This window comes from Chthoniobacterales bacterium (assembly GCA_018883245.1).
Classification (GTDB): Bacteria; Verrucomicrobiota; Verrucomicrobiia; order Chthoniobacterales; family JACTMZ01; genus JACTMZ01.
Genome location: VEQL01000010.1, coordinates 18,171 through 33,430, shown reverse-complemented (window position 1 = coordinate 33,430; position 15,260 = coordinate 18,171). Strand labels below are relative to the sequence as shown.

Annotated in this window: 14 protein-coding genes and 1 pseudogene; 2 read left to right on the top strand and 13 right to left on the bottom strand. The window is 59.2% G+C overall.

What is annotated here, in order from left to right; translation table 11 throughout:
* Positions 1–165: 165 nt before the first annotated feature.
* From FGM15_05435 to FGM15_05420, 4 genes are all read right to left on the bottom strand, one after another.
* A complete protein-coding gene (locus FGM15_05435) occupies positions 166–936 on the bottom strand; it encodes an ABC transporter permease (GenBank protein MBU3665305.1) in 771 nt (256 codons plus the stop codon).
* A gap of 4 nt (positions 937–940) precedes the next feature.
* A complete protein-coding gene (locus tag FGM15_05430) occupies positions 941–2,215 on the bottom strand; it encodes a hypothetical protein (GenBank protein ID MBU3665304.1) in 1,275 nt (424 codons plus the stop codon).
* 113 nt (positions 2,216–2,328) lie between these two features.
* Positions 2,329–3,408, bottom strand: coding sequence for an inorganic phosphate transporter (locus tag FGM15_05425; protein ID MBU3665303.1), 1,080 nt, complete (start codon positions 3,406–3,408; stop codon positions 2,329–2,331).
* A gap of 9 nt (positions 3,409–3,417) precedes the next feature.
* Positions 3,418–4,047: a DUF47 family protein gene (locus FGM15_05420; protein MBU3665302.1), complete on the bottom strand. Its 630-nt coding sequence runs from the start codon at positions 4,045–4,047 to the stop codon at positions 3,418–3,420.
* Between the two features lie 156 nt (positions 4,048–4,203).
* Here FGM15_05420 and FGM15_05415 point away from each other — a divergent pair, with 156 nt between their 5' ends.
* Positions 4,204–5,484: a hypothetical protein gene (locus FGM15_05415; GenBank protein MBU3665301.1), complete on the top strand. Its 1,281-nt coding sequence runs from the start codon at positions 4,204–4,206 to the stop codon at positions 5,482–5,484.
* A gap of 29 nt (positions 5,485–5,513) precedes the next feature.
* A complete protein-coding gene (locus tag FGM15_05410) occupies positions 5,514–5,711 on the top strand; it encodes a helix-turn-helix domain-containing protein (GenBank protein MBU3665300.1) in 198 nt (65 codons plus the stop codon).
* A gap of 1 nt (position 5,712) precedes the next feature.
* On the opposite strand, the gene FGM15_05405 is transcribed toward FGM15_05410, so the two are convergent.
* The 9 genes and pseudogenes from FGM15_05405 to FGM15_05365 all read right to left on the bottom strand — a co-directional run bounded on the left by FGM15_05405 (position 5,713) and on the right by FGM15_05365 (position 15,260).
* On the bottom strand, positions 5,713–6,648 hold the full coding sequence (locus FGM15_05405; GenBank protein MBU3665299.1) for an SDR family NAD(P)-dependent oxidoreductase: 936 nt from the start codon (positions 6,646–6,648) through the stop codon (positions 5,713–5,715).
* 22 nt (positions 6,649–6,670) lie between these two features.
* On the bottom strand, positions 6,671–6,949 hold the full coding sequence (locus tag FGM15_05400) for a hypothetical protein (protein MBU3665298.1): 279 nt from the start codon (positions 6,947–6,949) through the stop codon (positions 6,671–6,673).
* 1,894 nt (positions 6,950–8,843) lie between these two features.
* Positions 8,844–9,146 (bottom strand): annotated as a pseudogene (locus FGM15_05395) (hypothetical protein).
* 114 nt (positions 9,147–9,260) lie between these two features.
* A complete protein-coding gene (locus FGM15_05390; GenBank protein ID MBU3665297.1) occupies positions 9,261–9,860 on the bottom strand; it encodes a hypothetical protein in 600 nt (199 codons plus the stop codon).
* A complete protein-coding gene (locus FGM15_05385) occupies positions 9,857–10,408 on the bottom strand; it encodes a hypothetical protein (protein MBU3665296.1) in 552 nt (183 codons plus the stop codon). Before FGM15_05385 ends, FGM15_05390 begins: the two co-directional genes overlap by 4 nt.
* Before the next feature lie 289 nt (positions 10,409–10,697).
* On the bottom strand, positions 10,698–11,867 hold the full coding sequence (locus tag FGM15_05380) for a hypothetical protein (protein ID MBU3665295.1): 1,170 nt from the start codon (positions 11,865–11,867) through the stop codon (positions 10,698–10,700).
* A 71-nt stretch (positions 11,868–11,938) separates the two neighbouring features.
* On the bottom strand, positions 11,939–13,966 hold the full coding sequence (locus FGM15_05375) for a hypothetical protein (protein ID MBU3665294.1): 2,028 nt from the start codon (positions 13,964–13,966) through the stop codon (positions 11,939–11,941).
* Between the two features lies 1 nt (position 13,967).
* Positions 13,968–14,483, bottom strand: coding sequence for a hypothetical protein (locus tag FGM15_05370; protein MBU3665293.1), 516 nt, complete (start codon positions 14,481–14,483; stop codon positions 13,968–13,970).
* Between the two features lie 6 nt (positions 14,484–14,489).
* Positions 14,490–15,260: a hypothetical protein gene (locus FGM15_05365; protein ID MBU3665292.1), complete on the bottom strand. Its 771-nt coding sequence runs from the start codon at positions 15,258–15,260 to the stop codon at positions 14,490–14,492.

The following is a 15,260-nucleotide window of genomic DNA, read 5'->3' as shown; positions in this document are numbered from 1 at the left end:
CGATGCCACCGGCACGCGCATCCGCCAGGCCCGTGGCAAGATCGAGCAGACGGTGGCAATCCTCGTGAGTGTCCGCCCGCCACCCGGCCGTTTCCCCCGCGGCAATCGACAGCGCGGGAAAATCGGCGCCATCGAGGGCCAGTCCCGATGAGTTGAAAACCGTGTTCATCGTCCGACTAACGCGACAAAGAGTCCTTCTGTCACCACGATCGCTCCGAATCCGTGCACCATGGCCGTGCGTGTGGCGACCGGAATGCCGAGCGGACCCGAAACGGCGAGCAAACCCTGTTGGCAGGAAATCGTGCCGATGATCGCCCCGAAGATTCCGGCCTTGAAAAGCGAGAGGATCGCACTGGCCGGCTGGAGGCCGCCGGCGAATTTGCCCATGGCAACGGCAAAGTCCCAATTGGAAAACACCGACATCAGGGAAATTCCCCCGAAAACCATCGCCACTTGAAAATAAACGGTCAGGGCCGCCACGCTCAGCACGCATCCCGCGACGCGCGGAGTCACAAGATATGCTCCCGCGTCGATACCCATGCGGTAGAGGCTGGCAATCTCGCCTTGCTGCCGCGCGCTCGCCAACTCGGACGCTATGGCTGAACCGCTGCGCGCGAGGACAAAAAATGCAACCACAAGAATCGATGCCTCGTGCAGAACCAAAAGCCGGAACACATCGAGCGCGAGCCCGGTCTCTTGGAGCAGATTGTAAAGCGGCGAGAGCGCGGCAAATCCAAGGATTATCGCGATCAGCGTCAAAAGCGGAAGAGCCTCCAGTCCGGTGAAATAGATCTGTTTGAGCAGAACGCGCCGTCCGGGTTCGCGCATCAGGGCGGGGGCATTGCGCGCCGCATCGAAAAACACCCCGAAGTAGGCGCCGGCGTAGGCGAAAAGCCAGGCCAGGAAGCGCCGCGTTTGCGGGAATATCGCGCCCATCGTGTCAGAAAAAGTTACCCAGACTCTGCAATGTGTTGAGCTGTTGCTGCAGTTGTTCCAGCCCGATGGCGGGCTCGGGTGTCGCGATCGTGACGGGCTTGCCGTATGACATCGACAGCTCGGCCTTAAGTTTGACAGCGATCGGCGAGTTGAGCCCTTCGCTCACCGATATTTGGACCGCGATGCGCCGCGGAAGCGTGTCCTTTTTTCCGACCCACACGCTCATCTCCCCGTCGGAGAGTGTCATAGTGTCGCTGGTGTCCGCGGCCGCACCGCCGGTGAGCGCTGTTTGCAGCTGCGCCAACATCATCATCTTGCCGTCCGCCTTGTTTTCGCGCATCGCGTTTTTCAGCAACCCGGTCAGCCAGGCCCCGTCGATCCGGTAACGATGGATGTCGGTAGCCTCGCCGTTGATAGGGTCGCCCGCGCTTTTTCCGAGAAACTGCAGTTCGCGCGACTGACCGAAAACCTTTTCGGTCGGACGGAAAAGCAGCGCCCATGTCACTTGCTGTTCGCGGGGGACGAGGGGATCCGATGCCGGTGACGAAGGATCGTCCAACGGCACGCGAAGCCATGCGCCGGTGAGGATGTTCGGGCCGATGAGCGCGGATGCCAGGGCCGCGATCGGATTTTGCTGCCCTGCTTGCGCCAAAGGCATGTTGGCGAAACGCAAATACGCCGTCCTCTCGACGAGCGTCGCCTCGATGCCGCCGAACGCCCTGCCCGCCGCCGCGATGCTCAGCAACGTCACGCCGGCAAAACGCGCGTCGGTTGTGGGCGGGACCTGGGCGAGCGCCGCAGCCAGCGAACCACTCGGATCGAGCGAGATCGCGAAAGCCGCGCGCGGGGTGTCCATCTGCGAACTGTCCACGAACCCCCGCAAGTCGAGCAGGTCGAACGCACCAACTGCCGTTTTCGTGGCAGAGTTGGCGGGGGCGGATGCTTCGAGATTGCCGCCCACGTGCCCTGTCACTTCCACGTATTTCAGTTTTTCGCGGATCAACTTTGCCGCCGCGTATTGCCGCCAGACGAAAAAGCCCGCTACGGCAGCGGTCGCCCCCGCAGTTGCGAGAATGATCAGAAGAATATGGGGCCAAATGCGCCGCTTGCCTGCAGCGGCTTGTTTTTTGTGATCACAGGGCGCCGCCCCGGCCGCGGCCATCACTTCCTCGATGACGCTCTCCTCCCATTTCTGCCCGCGCAAATGCGCGATCACTGCATCGGGCGTCTCACCCTTGGCCAGTCGTCCCTTGGCAAACTCTAAAAGCTGCGGATCCATGGAAAGTTATTGGGCAGTTTGCGTTCTTCTCCCGTGATGTGGCACGACAAAACGAGATGTCACCCGTGAGCTCAGCTTCTGTCCTGACTAAAATTGCCTGAGCAGGAGAGTGCTTAGTGTGTTCCGGCGAACCACCGGAGCACGCGCAGGAACCCATATCCGAGCATGGCTGTCACGGGCAGGGTAAGGACCCAAGCCCAGATCATTCGCTCGACGACGCTCCATTTCACTGCGTTCAGGCGCTTGGTGGCGCCCACGCCCATGATCGAGGAGGAAATGACCTGCGTGGTGGAAACGGGAATGCCCCAATGGCTGGCAACTTGGATGATCGCGGCCGCTGTGGTTTCCGCCGCAAAGCCATGGACCGGCTGCAGCTTCACCATGCGATGTCCGAGGGTCTTGATGATCCGCCAGCCGCCGGCAGCGGTGCCCAAAGCCATGACGAGAGCGCAGGTGACTTTGACCCACATGGCGACCGTGAACTCCGGCGTATGGAGGAACCCCATCCATGATGGCGCATGATCGAATGATCCTGCCGTGGTGGCGGTGAACAATGTCAGCGCGATAACCCCCATTGTTTTTTGCGCGTCGTTCGTGCCGTGGCTGAAGCCCATCCACGCCGCGCTCGCGAGTTGCAGCTTGCCGAAAATCTGATTCACCGTGACCGGGCGCCAGTTGCGCAGCAGCACCATGAGCAACGCCATCACCGCAAAACCCAGGACGAACCCGCAAACGGGCGAGGTGAACATCGGGATCACGACCTTATACCAGAGGCCACCGAAGGTCTCTTTCGCGGCGTCGAAAGTTGCCCACTTGATTACCGACCAATGGCCGTCGGCCGAGGCGAGCGTGGCGCCGCAGAGCCCGCCGATCAGCGCGTGGCTGGAGCTTGAGGGCAGCCCCTGCCGCCAAGTGACAAGATTCCAGACGATGCCGCCGAGCAGAGCGCACAGCACGGTGGTGGGTGTGACAAACTGCGTATCCACCAGCCCCTTGCCGATCGTGGTAGCCACCGCCGTGCCCCAGAGCGCGCCGAAAAGGTTGAACAACGCCGCGAGAATCACCGCCTGGCGGGGCGAGAGAACCTTTGTCGAGACGACCGTGGCGATGGAGTTGGCTGTGTCGTGGAAGCCGTTGATGTATTCGAACACCAAGGCGACGAGGACGACGGTGATGACCAGCGAGAGCGCCATGGCCGGCGGTCAGGAATGCTTCAGCACGATTTGGAAAATGACATTCCCCGCGTTGCGGCAGCGGTCGATGACCTTTTCCAGCAGTTCAAGCAGATCTTTGCACAGAAGAATGGTCACCGGGTCCTGCTCCGTGCGATAGAGGTGCTGCAGCATCTCCAAGATCAGGTTGTCCGCTTCCCCCTCGATTTTTTGCAGTTGGTCGTTCTGCTCCTTGACACGTTCAAGGTGCTTGCCCGAACCGAGTTCGCGCACCATTTCGAGGAGAGTGTCGGTTGCTCTGACAAGCATCGCTGTCTGCTTGGAGAAATCGATGCCGTGCAAACGTTCGGGGCAAAGGAGCAGGCGTTCTCCGAATTTCTCCGCCGTCTTCGGGATCTTGTAGAGCGCGTGCGACAGCGCCTCGATTTCCTCGCGCTCGAGCGGTGTGACAAAAGTCTTGCAAAGCAACTCCGTGAGTTCCTGCGTGATGCGCTTGTCCTTGCGACGCACCTGGCTGAACTCCTCCAACCCGCGCTGGCCGGGCTTGGCGTTCAGCAGATCGATGAGCAGGCGCGCGCTTTCCCTGGCCTCCTGCGCGCTCGCTTCAAGAAGTTTGAAAAATCGGTCTTCTTGTCCGAGGAGTCGCTGCAGGGAAAACATGATTGCACTGAATGTATCAGACGGCTCGATCGGCGCACGCGGAAACTCGGCATGAGGCAGGACAAATGGCGGTGAGGGAGGGATTCGAAAACCTTGATTTTACAGAGAGAAATTTAGTGCTTTGCGTTTTCGCAGCATTTTCGCAGCATCATTTTCATGCCAACCGACTCGAAGCCTGCCTTGGTGGTTTCATTGCGGAACATGTCCATACCGATCTTTGAGAGGACGGACAAGAAGAACGGGTCGGTCTACCGCGGCTACGTGTTTTCCTACACCGAGGCCGGGCAGCGGAAGCAGAAGCGCTGCCGCACGCTGGATTCGGCCAAAGCCGAGGCGCAAAAGTTCATCCGCGACCGCACCGAGCACCAACCGCACCAGCGGGAGATTTCGCTTTCGGAGTTTGCCGACTGGTCGGCGGCGATGCGCATGCTGCGCGGTCGGGCCGAGACGCTGGTCGAGGTGGTGTCCGAGTGGGCCCGGGCGCAGGACGCGCTGGGCGGACGCGGAACCTTGGCTGACGCCACGGCAGCCTTTGCCCGCACGGTGCGCGAGACCAAGCTGCCCGCCATCACCGTGCCGGACTTGGTCGCCAAGTTCGCCGCGGCCAAAAAAGCCGAGGGGCTTTCGGCGCTCTACGTCGACGACATCGAAAAAAAGCTCACACGCTTTTCCAACACGTTCCGCGGCCACATCGGCAGCATCAAGGCCGAGGAAATTTCGCAGTGGATCTTCGCGCGCGCCAAAGGGCGCCATGCCAACAACCTTCGCGCGGCCATTTCGACGCTCTTTAGCTTTGCGCGCGCCGAGGGCTATCTCTCGCGCGAAAAGAAGCACGCGGCCGAACTGGTCAGGCGCGTCAAGGAGCGTCCGCCGCCGATCGGCATCTACACGCCCGGGCAACTGCGCGCGGTTCTGTCCAAGGCACGCGGCCGCACGCGCACAGCCATGGCCATCGCGGCCTTTGGCGGCCTGCGCATCACCGAGGTTTTTCGTCTGGAATGGAGCGATGTGAACCTCGAGCGCGGGCACATCGTGGTCCAAGCCGGCAAGGCCAAGACGGCCAGCCGCAGGATCGTGCCGATCCTTACCGCCCTGGACGCATGGCTCAAGCTGGTGCCGGCCGAGGAGCGTCGCGGGTTTGTCACTCCGCAGTACGCGAACTTGGAGAATATTTCACGCGTGTTCTCCGGGGGCTTTGACGGCACGGGTGTCGAGTTCAAGCAGAACGGTTTTCGCCACAGCTTTGCCAGCTATCGGCTGGCCACGGTCAAGTCGGCCGACCAAGTCGCCCTGGAAATGGGCAACAGTCCAAGGAAGCTTTTCACCAATTACCGCGAGCTGGTCACCGAGGATGAAGCTGCGCAGTGGTTTGCCGTCTTGCCTCCAAGGCCCGGGCGTGCCCCGGCCCGCAAGAAACGCACTGGCAAGAAGAAGTGAGCCAAAGTTGACACGGCGCAATTGGCGCCATGCAAAACGAACACGACCAAACAGCGCCGAATCAACTGCTCAAGTGCCCCGAAGTAGCGAGCATCCTCGGCCAAAAAGTTTCCACGATTTACGCGTGGTGTCGCAGCGGAAAGCTGCCGCACCTGCGTCTCTCCCGCCGGTCCTATCGCATACGGCGATCGGATCTTGAATGCTTTCTGACTGCACACGCGCGTTGAGTCACGCTGCGCTCAGTTGCACGAAAGCACGCAAACCGGCCGACAAACGCGTCTTGCAACGATAACCCAGGGTATTCGACGCCTTGGTGATGTCGGCCCAGGTCTCCACCATGTCCGCAGCTTGTGCCGACAACCGCTCGAGGATGGCTGCTTTGCCTGTGATCCGCTCCAGCGTTCCGACGAGCTTTGCCAGCGTGATGCGACGCCCGCTTCCAAGGTTGAAAACCTCATAGGGCGTTTTGCGGTAGTCCAACGCAGCCGAGATGCCGGCCACGATGTCGCTGACATGCGTGTAGTCGCGCTGGCTTGAGCCGTCGCCATGAAACGGAATTTCTCGCCCCTCCAGCATGGCGCGGGTGAATTTGCTGATCGCCAGATCGGGCCGCTGCCCGGGGCCGTAGACGGTGAAAAAGCGCAGCACGACGCAGCGGATAGCGTGGAGATGGCTGTAGACCGAGCAGAGTTGCTCGGCGGCAACTTTCGTTGCGGCGTAGGGGCTCAGCGTAGCGGGCAGGGGACTTGATTCCTTGAAGGGACCCTTGCCGCTCGCGCCGTAGACCGACGAGCTGCTGCCAAAAACCACCTGGCCGATGCCCGCCCCTCGTGCCGCCTCCAGCACGTTGAGCGTGCCGGTGACATTGGTGTCGATGTAGGCGCGGGGATTGGCGATTGAGGGCCGCACTCCAGCCAAAGCGGCCAGATGCACGATCGAGTCCCAGCCGCGGTCGGCTACTTTCTGGAGCTCTGCGGCATCACGAATGTCGGCGACAAAGACCTCGGCCGCGAGGTCCTTGATATTCTGCCGCTTGGTTTGCGGACTGTAGAAGTCGTCGAAGTTGTCGAGGATGCCGACCTTGGCGCCCGCCGCCAGAAGGCTTCGGGCCAAGTGCGAGCCGATAAATCCGGCCCCGCCTGTGATGAGCACCTTTCCTGTCATTGCGGCAATGACAGGAGCGCTGTCAAAAATCCTGCGGCGGATGTTTGAGCCTCTCCTCGATCCGTTTGGTGCGCTCGTCGATTCGGGCGAGGGTTTCAGCTCTTTCCTGTGCCACAGCTTCGATCGCCGTAATGCGGGCTTCCTGTTTGATGTTTTCCTCGCGCACGTAACGCACCTGCTCCGGCAACACGATCCACCCGCTCAGCGCCGAGAAAAGGGCTACCAACATCGCTACCGCTGCCACCGCCTCGCTAAAGGTCAGCCTCAGGCCGCGTTGGTTTCTCACTTCCTCGATACTCATGTTGTTATGTTCTCCGTGTTTTTTACACTGCTCCTGCGCTGACTTGGGCTAAGTCAATACTTGCCACCCAGCGAATCGTTTTTCCTGCAATTCCAGTAACCCGAACTTCCAAGGCGTCGTTGGTATCATCTGCAACTACAGAGGCAGAGGCACTGGAAAGCGCGGTCTCTGCCCCGCTGTCGCTGGTGACAGACCCGACTAAAACGGTGCTTCCAGCGTTGTTCCTTCGGATTCCCCCACGGAAAAACCACCATGCACCCAAATTGTCGCTTACGCTATAAGCGGCCAACTTAATAGAGAAAGACCACAAAGTTAGTGCAGGAATTGTCATTAACAAATGTGAACCATTCAAAAACAGCGGTTGATTGGCTGTTGCGTCCAATGTCGTTCTTCTTGCCACCAACATACAATGCTGGGCATCTCCGTCGGCGATAAACCGTCCCGATGCGTGGGCCACTTCGCCAAACTTGTTGGTTTTTCCTCTGGCCCCGCCGATTATCGACGAATAGTCGCCCGTCGCTTGATTCCCTAGTCCGCCGAGAACCGAGGAGTGTAAAGCAGACGCCACATTACTCCTGCCACACCCTATTGCGGCAAACTGGCCAGATGATGCGTTGCCTTCACCCCCACCCACAAAAGCTTTGTGTGCTGCCGTGTTGCCCAAACCTCCAACCACAACTCCATGGGGGTCAGTGGCCGAGTTTGATGCACCACCGACCACGACTGCTTGCGAAGCCGCCGCCTTGTTGTCGTTGCCGCCACACACCACGCCATAGCTGCCAGTTGCACTGTTTCTAATTCCGCCACCCACTGTGTCAAACAAACCGTTCGCGGTATTATTTGTGCCCGCGACAACTTGCCCAGCAGAAGTGTCCGTTTCCCATGTATTGAGAACCGTTACGTCGGTCCACGGCTCTTGGTTGGAGCCTATATTTGAAGTTAATACTAACGTAACATTCGTACCGATTTGTGTTGCGCTATTAACGGTGCGATACGCAATTTGCCAACCAAGTTGGTTGCTAAAATACCGAATTTCAATGGCGTTCGATCCAGTATTGTCAAAATCTGCTGCCGTCGCGGCAAGAACTGTAATCGTGTTTGTGATGGATAATATGTTGTTGGCGCGGCTCACCTTCTGAGCAGCCACGTTGTTGACGCCGCCAACAATCCCACTCATGTTGCTAAGGGCCATATTATTCTGACCACCACCAACCAGCGAGTATCCACCTCTGGCCGAGTTCTTTTTCCCTCCCGCTACCACCGAATAGTCTGCAATCGTGGCATTTTCCTCGCCGCCACTGACGGTCGAATGTGCATTTGACGCAGAATTGCCACTTCCGCCGCTCACCACGCTACCAGTGTTTCTAGTGCTATTTGAGTTTCCTCCCGCAATCACTGAATAGTCACCATGAGCAACGCTCTCACGCCCGCCAGCTACCACGCAGTAATTACCTTTGGCAAGATTGCTACTCAATCGTGGTTGGATGGCGTTGGTTCCGCCGCCAGCAACGTGAGTGATTTCTAAATTCGCCCTTGCTTGAGCAGCAGTAGATGCGCCGGTTCCGCCACCACCTATGCTGCGAACGCCATCAATCAGTGGCACTAAGTCCCAACAGCTTTGATATATGTTGTAGATAAATGAAGCCGCTTGAGATCGTTCGAGTGTGATGAGTGAGATGCCGCCATTAACAACCGAAAGCTTGCCAATGACGTTCTCTATGGAGATCAAATCTCCGCTTTGATTGTCCGTCGTTGGAAGATTCACTGTTAGGTCTGTGTAGTACGGCCCCGTGTATTTTATATATTTATTGCGGCCTGCTGAAATGGTTGTTGTAAGCGGTGGACCATTTAACGACCCTAATATCTCGATATGATGTTCAAGGGGCCATCCAGCCCCGATGTCATTTGGGGACAGGGATACAGCCCCCGTTTTTCCCGCCACCGATTTGACGGGAGCCGCCGCAGCGGCACGAGCTGAAGTATGGTAAAGATTTGTTGAACCCTCAGGCACCGCATCGGTTGACCCCGGCGAAGCAGAAATTTCGACGTAGGTAGAACCCGACCAGCGGTATGTCTTGTTTGTGTCGAGCGCTACGTAGATGGTTCCCTGTTCCCCAGTTATTGGAAGTTCCTCGAAGTTATCTATCTCGATGACGTCATCGACGTAGCTCGGTAGTTGGCTTGCAGGAACTTTTCCATATTCCAAGCTGGGAACACCCAAGAGTTCGGGGGTGAGAACGATTTCCTTCAAGGATCCGTCCGCCTGCTCTTGCAATACCGTGATGTCGTTGAGTGCCATAGTCGTGTTTCGTTACCAAGTACCGAGTTGCACGCGGCGCCATGTGTTCGTCGCCACGCAAATGTATAAATGATTTGAGGCATAGGCCACTTGCCCCGGCAGGCCTGCCGAGTTCGTCGCCGCCGGATTTGCAACCCACGCCACGGCCCGCGCATTAGTCAGAGTCGTCGCCACATTTGCCGAAAGCCGCCCATCATCAAGCGTGCCGCCGGTCAATAAACCGGCATTCGTGGTTTGCGGAGCCACTGCCACCACCGCATTGCTAAAATCCGTAATCTGCTCAGCTGCCAACGTCCCATTTGTCGCCAACTTTCCATCCAATGCACCCGACAACCCCGCGATGTTTGTGATCGGCAAAGCGGGAAAATTTGTCAGGTTGATAGCGTTGTTGTTAGCGAGATTCGTAAGCGCTGCAGAAGCCGTTTGAAAAGCCGCCGCACTATTTGTTGCCGCCGTTCCCAACCCCAATCCAGCCCGCGCATTTGCCGCGTCCGCGCTCCAAAAATTCGTCGGCGTCACCACGACCCCGTTGCAGTGCTGCACCGGGCGAATTGTCTGGCCCAGCGCTGCGACCGGCATCACTCCCCAAAGAACCGCGCAAATCATCTTCATTCCTCATTCTCCCCCAAATATGTCCATTGCCATTCAGGCACGCCATCGATGACTATTGGTGCGTACTTCCACCACGTAGCGCCCTTGTTGAAGCTGTATTCTTGGTACCCATCGATATTGGTGCGGCGTATGTTGACGACGTCTGGCGGCGTAGTCGTTGGGCTGTAGATATCGCGATAGACGGTCATGAGGATCGTCTGGCTCTTTCGTGTTTTGCCATCGATCACCGCGGTCACTTCGGCGTTTAGTAGCACGCTGCCTGTGCCGGATGCGAAGAGAGCAGCGAGATCACTTCCGCGCAGGGAGATCGGAAAAAGCCAGCCTTCATCCATTCTGGCTGGGGCGAGCCATGAGGCCAGGGCCATCGGTGCACCGCCGGCAGGAGGTAGAGCTGCAAACAATCCGGCACTTGTGGGCGGGATGTCCCGTTCAGGGACAACGTAGAGGTCTAAGTCCGTTCCTCGCTTGGCTGTGAGTTCGGTGACGGGTGTGCGTCGGAACACGTCGCCTGTCAGCAGTCCGGAAGTGGTGTCGAGATAAACGACCATGTGCCCTTGGCTGCGTGTCAAAGTCAGCATCCGCACTGCTTTTCGTAGGAACCGGGAGCAGCGCCCGTTACGTTGGGCCAGCGGTCTTCAGGACATGACGAGGTGGCCATCATTGCCTTGGCGGGCATGAAGCATCCGCACACTTCGCAAAATCGGGTTTGCTGCACAAATCGCGGGCACTCGGCGCAGATGGAGAGCCGCGCATCTCGCAGTGTCGAAACTGGAAATCCCGCCGCGCCCCACGTGGCGATTTCTTTTCCTGCGCGGTAAGCCTGCGAGAGAAGTTGCCTCATACGATCTGATAAGCAGCGGAGTCGTCAAAATAGATGCCCGGAAATCCCGGCACGCCGCCCGCGGCTTCGATGTCCACGGTTCTTCCCCAGATGTTTGTGATGGAGAACGGCACGCCGTCGATGCTCGAACCGTCGAAGGGGAATGGGGAAATCGGCGAGTTGTTGGATTGCAGGCTCAGTGGATAGCTGGCCAGCACGTTGCCGCTGTCGGTCACGTTGATCATGGCGCCCGGCGAAGTGTTGGCCACACCGGCGCTGGCGTAGTTGATGAGCGCAATGCGGAAGGTCTTGAAAGCTGGCAGGCTCCCGATTTTGTATCCCACCGGCAGGTAGTTCACGCTGGCCGTGGCGTTTCGGATGGCTTCGGTCCATCCGGTGCAAACGTTGTATTCGATGTAGCAGACTTGGCGGCGCGATGGATCGGGCGGCGGCGGTGTGGTGATGGAAACCTCGGCCCACGCGCCGTATGTCGGGCCGCTTTGCACCTCACGCAGGCGGTAGCTTATGGCCGTGTCGTAGCCGAATGCTCCGCCAGGAGGTGCTTCGTCCTTGTAGATTGCCGTGTTCGGGCCGGTCGTGGCCAATGCCGCGTAGCTGCCGCCTCCGATCTTGCGCTCGATCTCGTAGGCGGTTTCGGAAGTGGAGAGATCGTTCCAGACCAAGACGATCTTGGTCTGCGACATGTAGGTTGCCGCCGCGCCGGTTGGAGTGGTCGGTGTGCCGGGGTTGCTGTTTAGTCCGGCCAGATAGTCGTCGATGATGTCGTTTGGAATGGCGAACACGTTGTATCGGTCCATGCCGGGGCTGCCATCGTTGGCCCCGTCCTGACCGGCATTGTTGATGTTCGCCGTGCCTATGGCGCGGTTGCCCAGGCCTGCGCGAAACAAACCGCGGTTGCAACCGTGACCGCCAGCGCAAGGAGCGGTGAGGCCGCCGCGCAGAGTGCCCCGGTCATTGACATAGTCGATGTGAACGCGCGCGCCGTAGTTGAGCTGCGCCGCGTCGAAGGCGACGAACGTGCGGCGTGTTCCCGTCGTGGCTGGACAACCTGCGTAGAGGAGTGTGCCCGATCCGTTGTAGAGGCGCACAAATCCGATGCCATGATGGCAGCCGCCGCCAGGCACGGCGCACTCGAACCACAAGCCTTGGTCGACGAGCGTGGCCACGGTTCCGCCGCCCGGATCAGTGATCGGTGGCGCAGGGCACGCTGTCTCCGTTCTGCGCAGGTAGCAACAACTCAGGTTCTTTCAGCCGCAACGACAAGCGTTGTCGAGCTGCCTCCCATGTAGGCCGGCACGTAGATGCGAAAGACCACCAGTTCTTCTTCGCCCGCGGGGATGGTGGTTTTGACGAAGTTCTGGGACATGTCCGCATTGATGAGCTGCGTCATTGCGGTCCAGGCATTCGGCCCGCGTGCGGTCTGGGCTCCGAAGAGACCAACTTTGCTGAAGAGTCGGTAGTAGGCGGTCGGACCGCCGATGCGCAGGATGGTTCCCTTGAAGTTGGTGTAGAAAAGCACGCGCAGTGTCAGATGCGCTCCGGGCATGAGGTAGCCTTCGGTCACGAACTCGGCCGCCTCGTTCGTGTCGTTGTAGATCCGGGCGTTGATGAGCGTCTGATACCTGCGGCCGTCGATGAAATGGCCGGCATAAGATGCGGGAAAGTTGGCATCGGCGTAGCGAGGAACAACCTTCGGTGCCGTGTGGGACTGCAGCGTTGCGGTGAAACTGCGGTCAACGGTGCTCATCACTGTGTTGTCCAGAAGCCAGTCGTCCTCGGCCAAATCCGTTGCGTCCACGAAATACGAACCCACACGCGATGCCCCTGCCTCGAATTGCACGGAGGAGGAAGTTTTCATGGCCCACAGCGCCCGTTCGAGCTCCGAGGGTTGCAGCACTCGCGATGTGCTGCTTGAGGAAAACTGCCCGCTCTTGGCCAAAAGCAGTAGCCGTGAGTTGGTGCGATCCGGGCGCACTTTGGCGGGGTTTGCTGTGCCATCAAACTTGAGCGGCGCGAGAATTGGCACCGCTGCGGTGGTCGAGCTGCTCAGCCCTCCGCCATTGAATGCGGTCACGACAAATTGCGCGGTGCCGATGTGGGTGCCGCCCTCGTCGGCGCTTAGGTAAGAATCACCCGGCAAGTGGCTGGCCAGAAAGTATGTGCCTTCGGTCTGCCCGAGCGTTTTTGTGCCGAGCGACACATCGTAGAATGCAGCGCTTGCGTTGGTGTTCCATGTGAGCAGCGCCGTGCCGGGAAGTTTGGAGACTCCAGAGGCGACTGGTGCGCTCGGTGCCGTCCACGGGCTTATTGTGATGGCTCCGGTTGAGATAGCCGCGCTGCGACCGCCGGAGCCGAAGTCCATGCCGATGAAATACTCGTAGGTGCCCGCGGCGCTTACGCTCTCGTCATCAAAGAGGCTTGGATTTGCATCCAAGAGGCGGCTTGTCACTCCGCTTGGCGCGAGACGTTCGAGATAAACTTTGTATGCAGGCTGTGGCGATGCGGCCACAAGCCAGTCGATGAGCGCGCTCTTGCGCTTGGCCGTGCTGCTCTCGGCCAGTGAGGCAGACACGGGTGCGCCGCTCACAGGCGCTGCGGCCGTGGTGAAGCTTTCGATTGGTCCCAGCGTGGTGCCTTGGGAATTTGTGGCGAATGTGCGGTAAAAATACTCGGTAGAGGCCGTTAGCAAATCCAGCGTGCAGCCGAAGAATCCCGTTCCCGTGCCAGAGGACACGGCCGTCGCAATAGTGCTCCATGCGGCGTCGGTGGCCGGAAGCACATCGGCGAAAAGGAGTCCGCGATCGGTAACCGGCGCGTTGCCGTTCCACCCAACAACGTTGTCGAAAACGTGGGCTCGGTATGGAGATGCTTGCGGCAGAGTTCCCAGAGCCACGGAGAACACCCTGTTGCCGGTGGCAAGGTTTTGCGGGGCAATGGGTGTGAGCTTGTTGAAAATGTGGGGCTCGGCGGACACGAACGCCGTCACATCGGTTGGACCAAGCGTGTATTGACGGTCGGAGAGAGTTTCCCAGGTTTCCTGCGTGCCGACGGCCAGCACGTATTTGAATACGATGGTGTCTCCGGCGTTGCCCTGCACGGGAATCGTGGCCGAGAAGATTCCGTCGGCATCGTTGTCCAAGAGGAAGTAGACCGGTTCCCAGTTGGTGAAGTTTCCGCGCACGCTCACGGTGCCGGAGGAGGGGAATGTGCCTGCGGCAATCGGCTCGTGAAGACTCAGGCGGAAGGTGACAAATCGGGATGCCATTTTACGCCCATCCCTCCCTGAATGCCGCCGCATCGGTGGCCGGTGTGCCTAGCATGTGGCGATAGAGTTGCCCGAAGGTGAGGCTGTTTGCCGATTTGGTGGTCACGACAAAACGCACGCACCATGCGAAGACGTAAATGGACTGCACGCCGGTGTTAGGATTCTGCGAGCCGCCGCACACGGTCAGAGCGTTGCCGTCGGTCGATGTGCCCACGAAATTGTCGGGATACGGGCCTTCAAAGAGCGCCTCGTAGGTGCCGGTGACTTGGGGCACGCCGTAAAATCGGATGCCTGCGGCATCGGGAAAATAGGTGATGCCCGGAGGCAAGGCCCCGACGCGCCGAAACCTTGCGTTCACGAAATACTGGCCGTTGAAGCGCTGATCGACGAGGAACTCGGTGGCCACGGGATTGGTGTCGGCGCCGATGAGCACCTTGGCGCGGATGGCTTCGATTCGCCCCGCGTAGAGCGAGGGAGTTATTGCCGCTGTACCACCCGCCGGGACTGATGAAGGCATCTTGGTCTATCGGACCATGTCCGTGGATATGCGCATCTGGAACGGACGCGTTGTGATGATTTGGGTTTGCGGACCGGGAGCGCGCGTCGGGGTTTCGATCTCCAGCTCGAACTCGCATGTCACGTTGTTGTGCTGCACCAAGTCGGTCTCGATGTCTTTGAGCCACGATTCCAGCCGCGGCAGAGTTGCCAGTGATGCGTAGACGAAGGCCGAGGTGACAAACGATGTGCCCGAAATTTCCGTGGTCTTACGGAAGGCCAGAGCATCAGTCTTGAGAAATGCCGGGCCAGTCGTGCCGCGCAGGGCAAACTTTGCCATCACCAAAGGCACATTTGCGCTGTTGCCGCCTTGGGTGAAGTTGAGCTTCCAGACAAGGTCGTCGTTGATGCGCGCGGTGGTGATTGCTGCGACAAGGGCCGGTTCGGTTTGCGCCGCCTCGGGATCGCCCGCCGTGACGGCCAAGGTGTCCATGTTGATTGAAACCGGCCGACATACCTCCACGGCGGCGGGTTCGAAGATTCCCAAAGTGAATGCAACCGGGGCGCTCCACCCATCGGAATTGCGCGCCATGACCGAGAGATTCCAAATGCCCGGCGTGGTGCCAGAGCCTGCAAAGGTGCCGCGCAAAATGTCGAAGAGGACGCCGTGGGGCAGAGTTTCGCTGTTGCCGATGGCCCACTGTGAAGGGCTGTTGGTGGCGCTTAGTTGGAAGAGGAATTCCTGGCCGACTCCGTAGACCAATACGCTTTGTGTGCCGCTGATGACCGGGACTGCCAT

Coding starts and splice junctions, on each gene's coding strand:
- FGM15_05420 (MBU3665302.1), bottom strand. CDS start 4,047: ATGTTTTCCCTGCAGCGACTCCTCGGACAAGAAGACCGATTTTTCAAA.
- FGM15_05430 (MBU3665304.1), bottom strand. CDS start 2,215: ATGGATCCGCAGCTTTTAGAGTTTGCCAAGGGACGACTGGCCAAGGGT.
- FGM15_05405 (MBU3665299.1), bottom strand. CDS start 6,648: ATGACAGGAAAGGTGCTCATCACAGGCGGGGCCGGATTTATCGGCTCG.
- FGM15_05390 (MBU3665297.1), bottom strand. CDS start 9,860: ATGAAGATGATTTGCGCGGTTCTTTGGGGAGTGATGCCGGTCGCAGCG.
- FGM15_05415 (MBU3665301.1), top strand. CDS start 4,204: ATGCCAACCGACTCGAAGCCTGCCTTGGTGGTTTCATTGCGGAACATG.
- FGM15_05400 (MBU3665298.1), bottom strand. CDS start 6,949: ATGAGTATCGAGGAAGTGAGAAACCAACGCGGCCTGAGGCTGACCTTT.
- FGM15_05365 (MBU3665292.1), bottom strand. CDS start 15,260: ATGGCAGTCCCGGTCATCAGCGGCACACAAAGCGTATTGGTCTACGGA.
- FGM15_05370 (MBU3665293.1), bottom strand. CDS start 14,483: ATGCCTTCATCAGTCCCGGCGGGTGGTACAGCGGCAATAACTCCCTCG.
- FGM15_05385 (MBU3665296.1), bottom strand. CDS start 10,408: ATGGTCGTTTATCTCGACACCACTTCCGGACTGCTGACAGGCGACGTG.
- FGM15_05410 (MBU3665300.1), top strand. CDS start 5,514: ATGCAAAACGAACACGACCAAACAGCGCCGAATCAACTGCTCAAGTGC.
- FGM15_05435 (MBU3665305.1), bottom strand. CDS start 936: ATGGGCGCGATATTCCCGCAAACGCGGCGCTTCCTGGCCTGGCTTTTC.
- FGM15_05375 (MBU3665294.1), bottom strand. CDS start 13,966: ATGGCATCCCGATTTGTCACCTTCCGCCTGAGTCTTCACGAGCCGATT.
- FGM15_05425 (MBU3665303.1), bottom strand. CDS start 3,408: ATGGCGCTCTCGCTGGTCATCACCGTCGTCCTCGTCGCCTTGGTGTTC.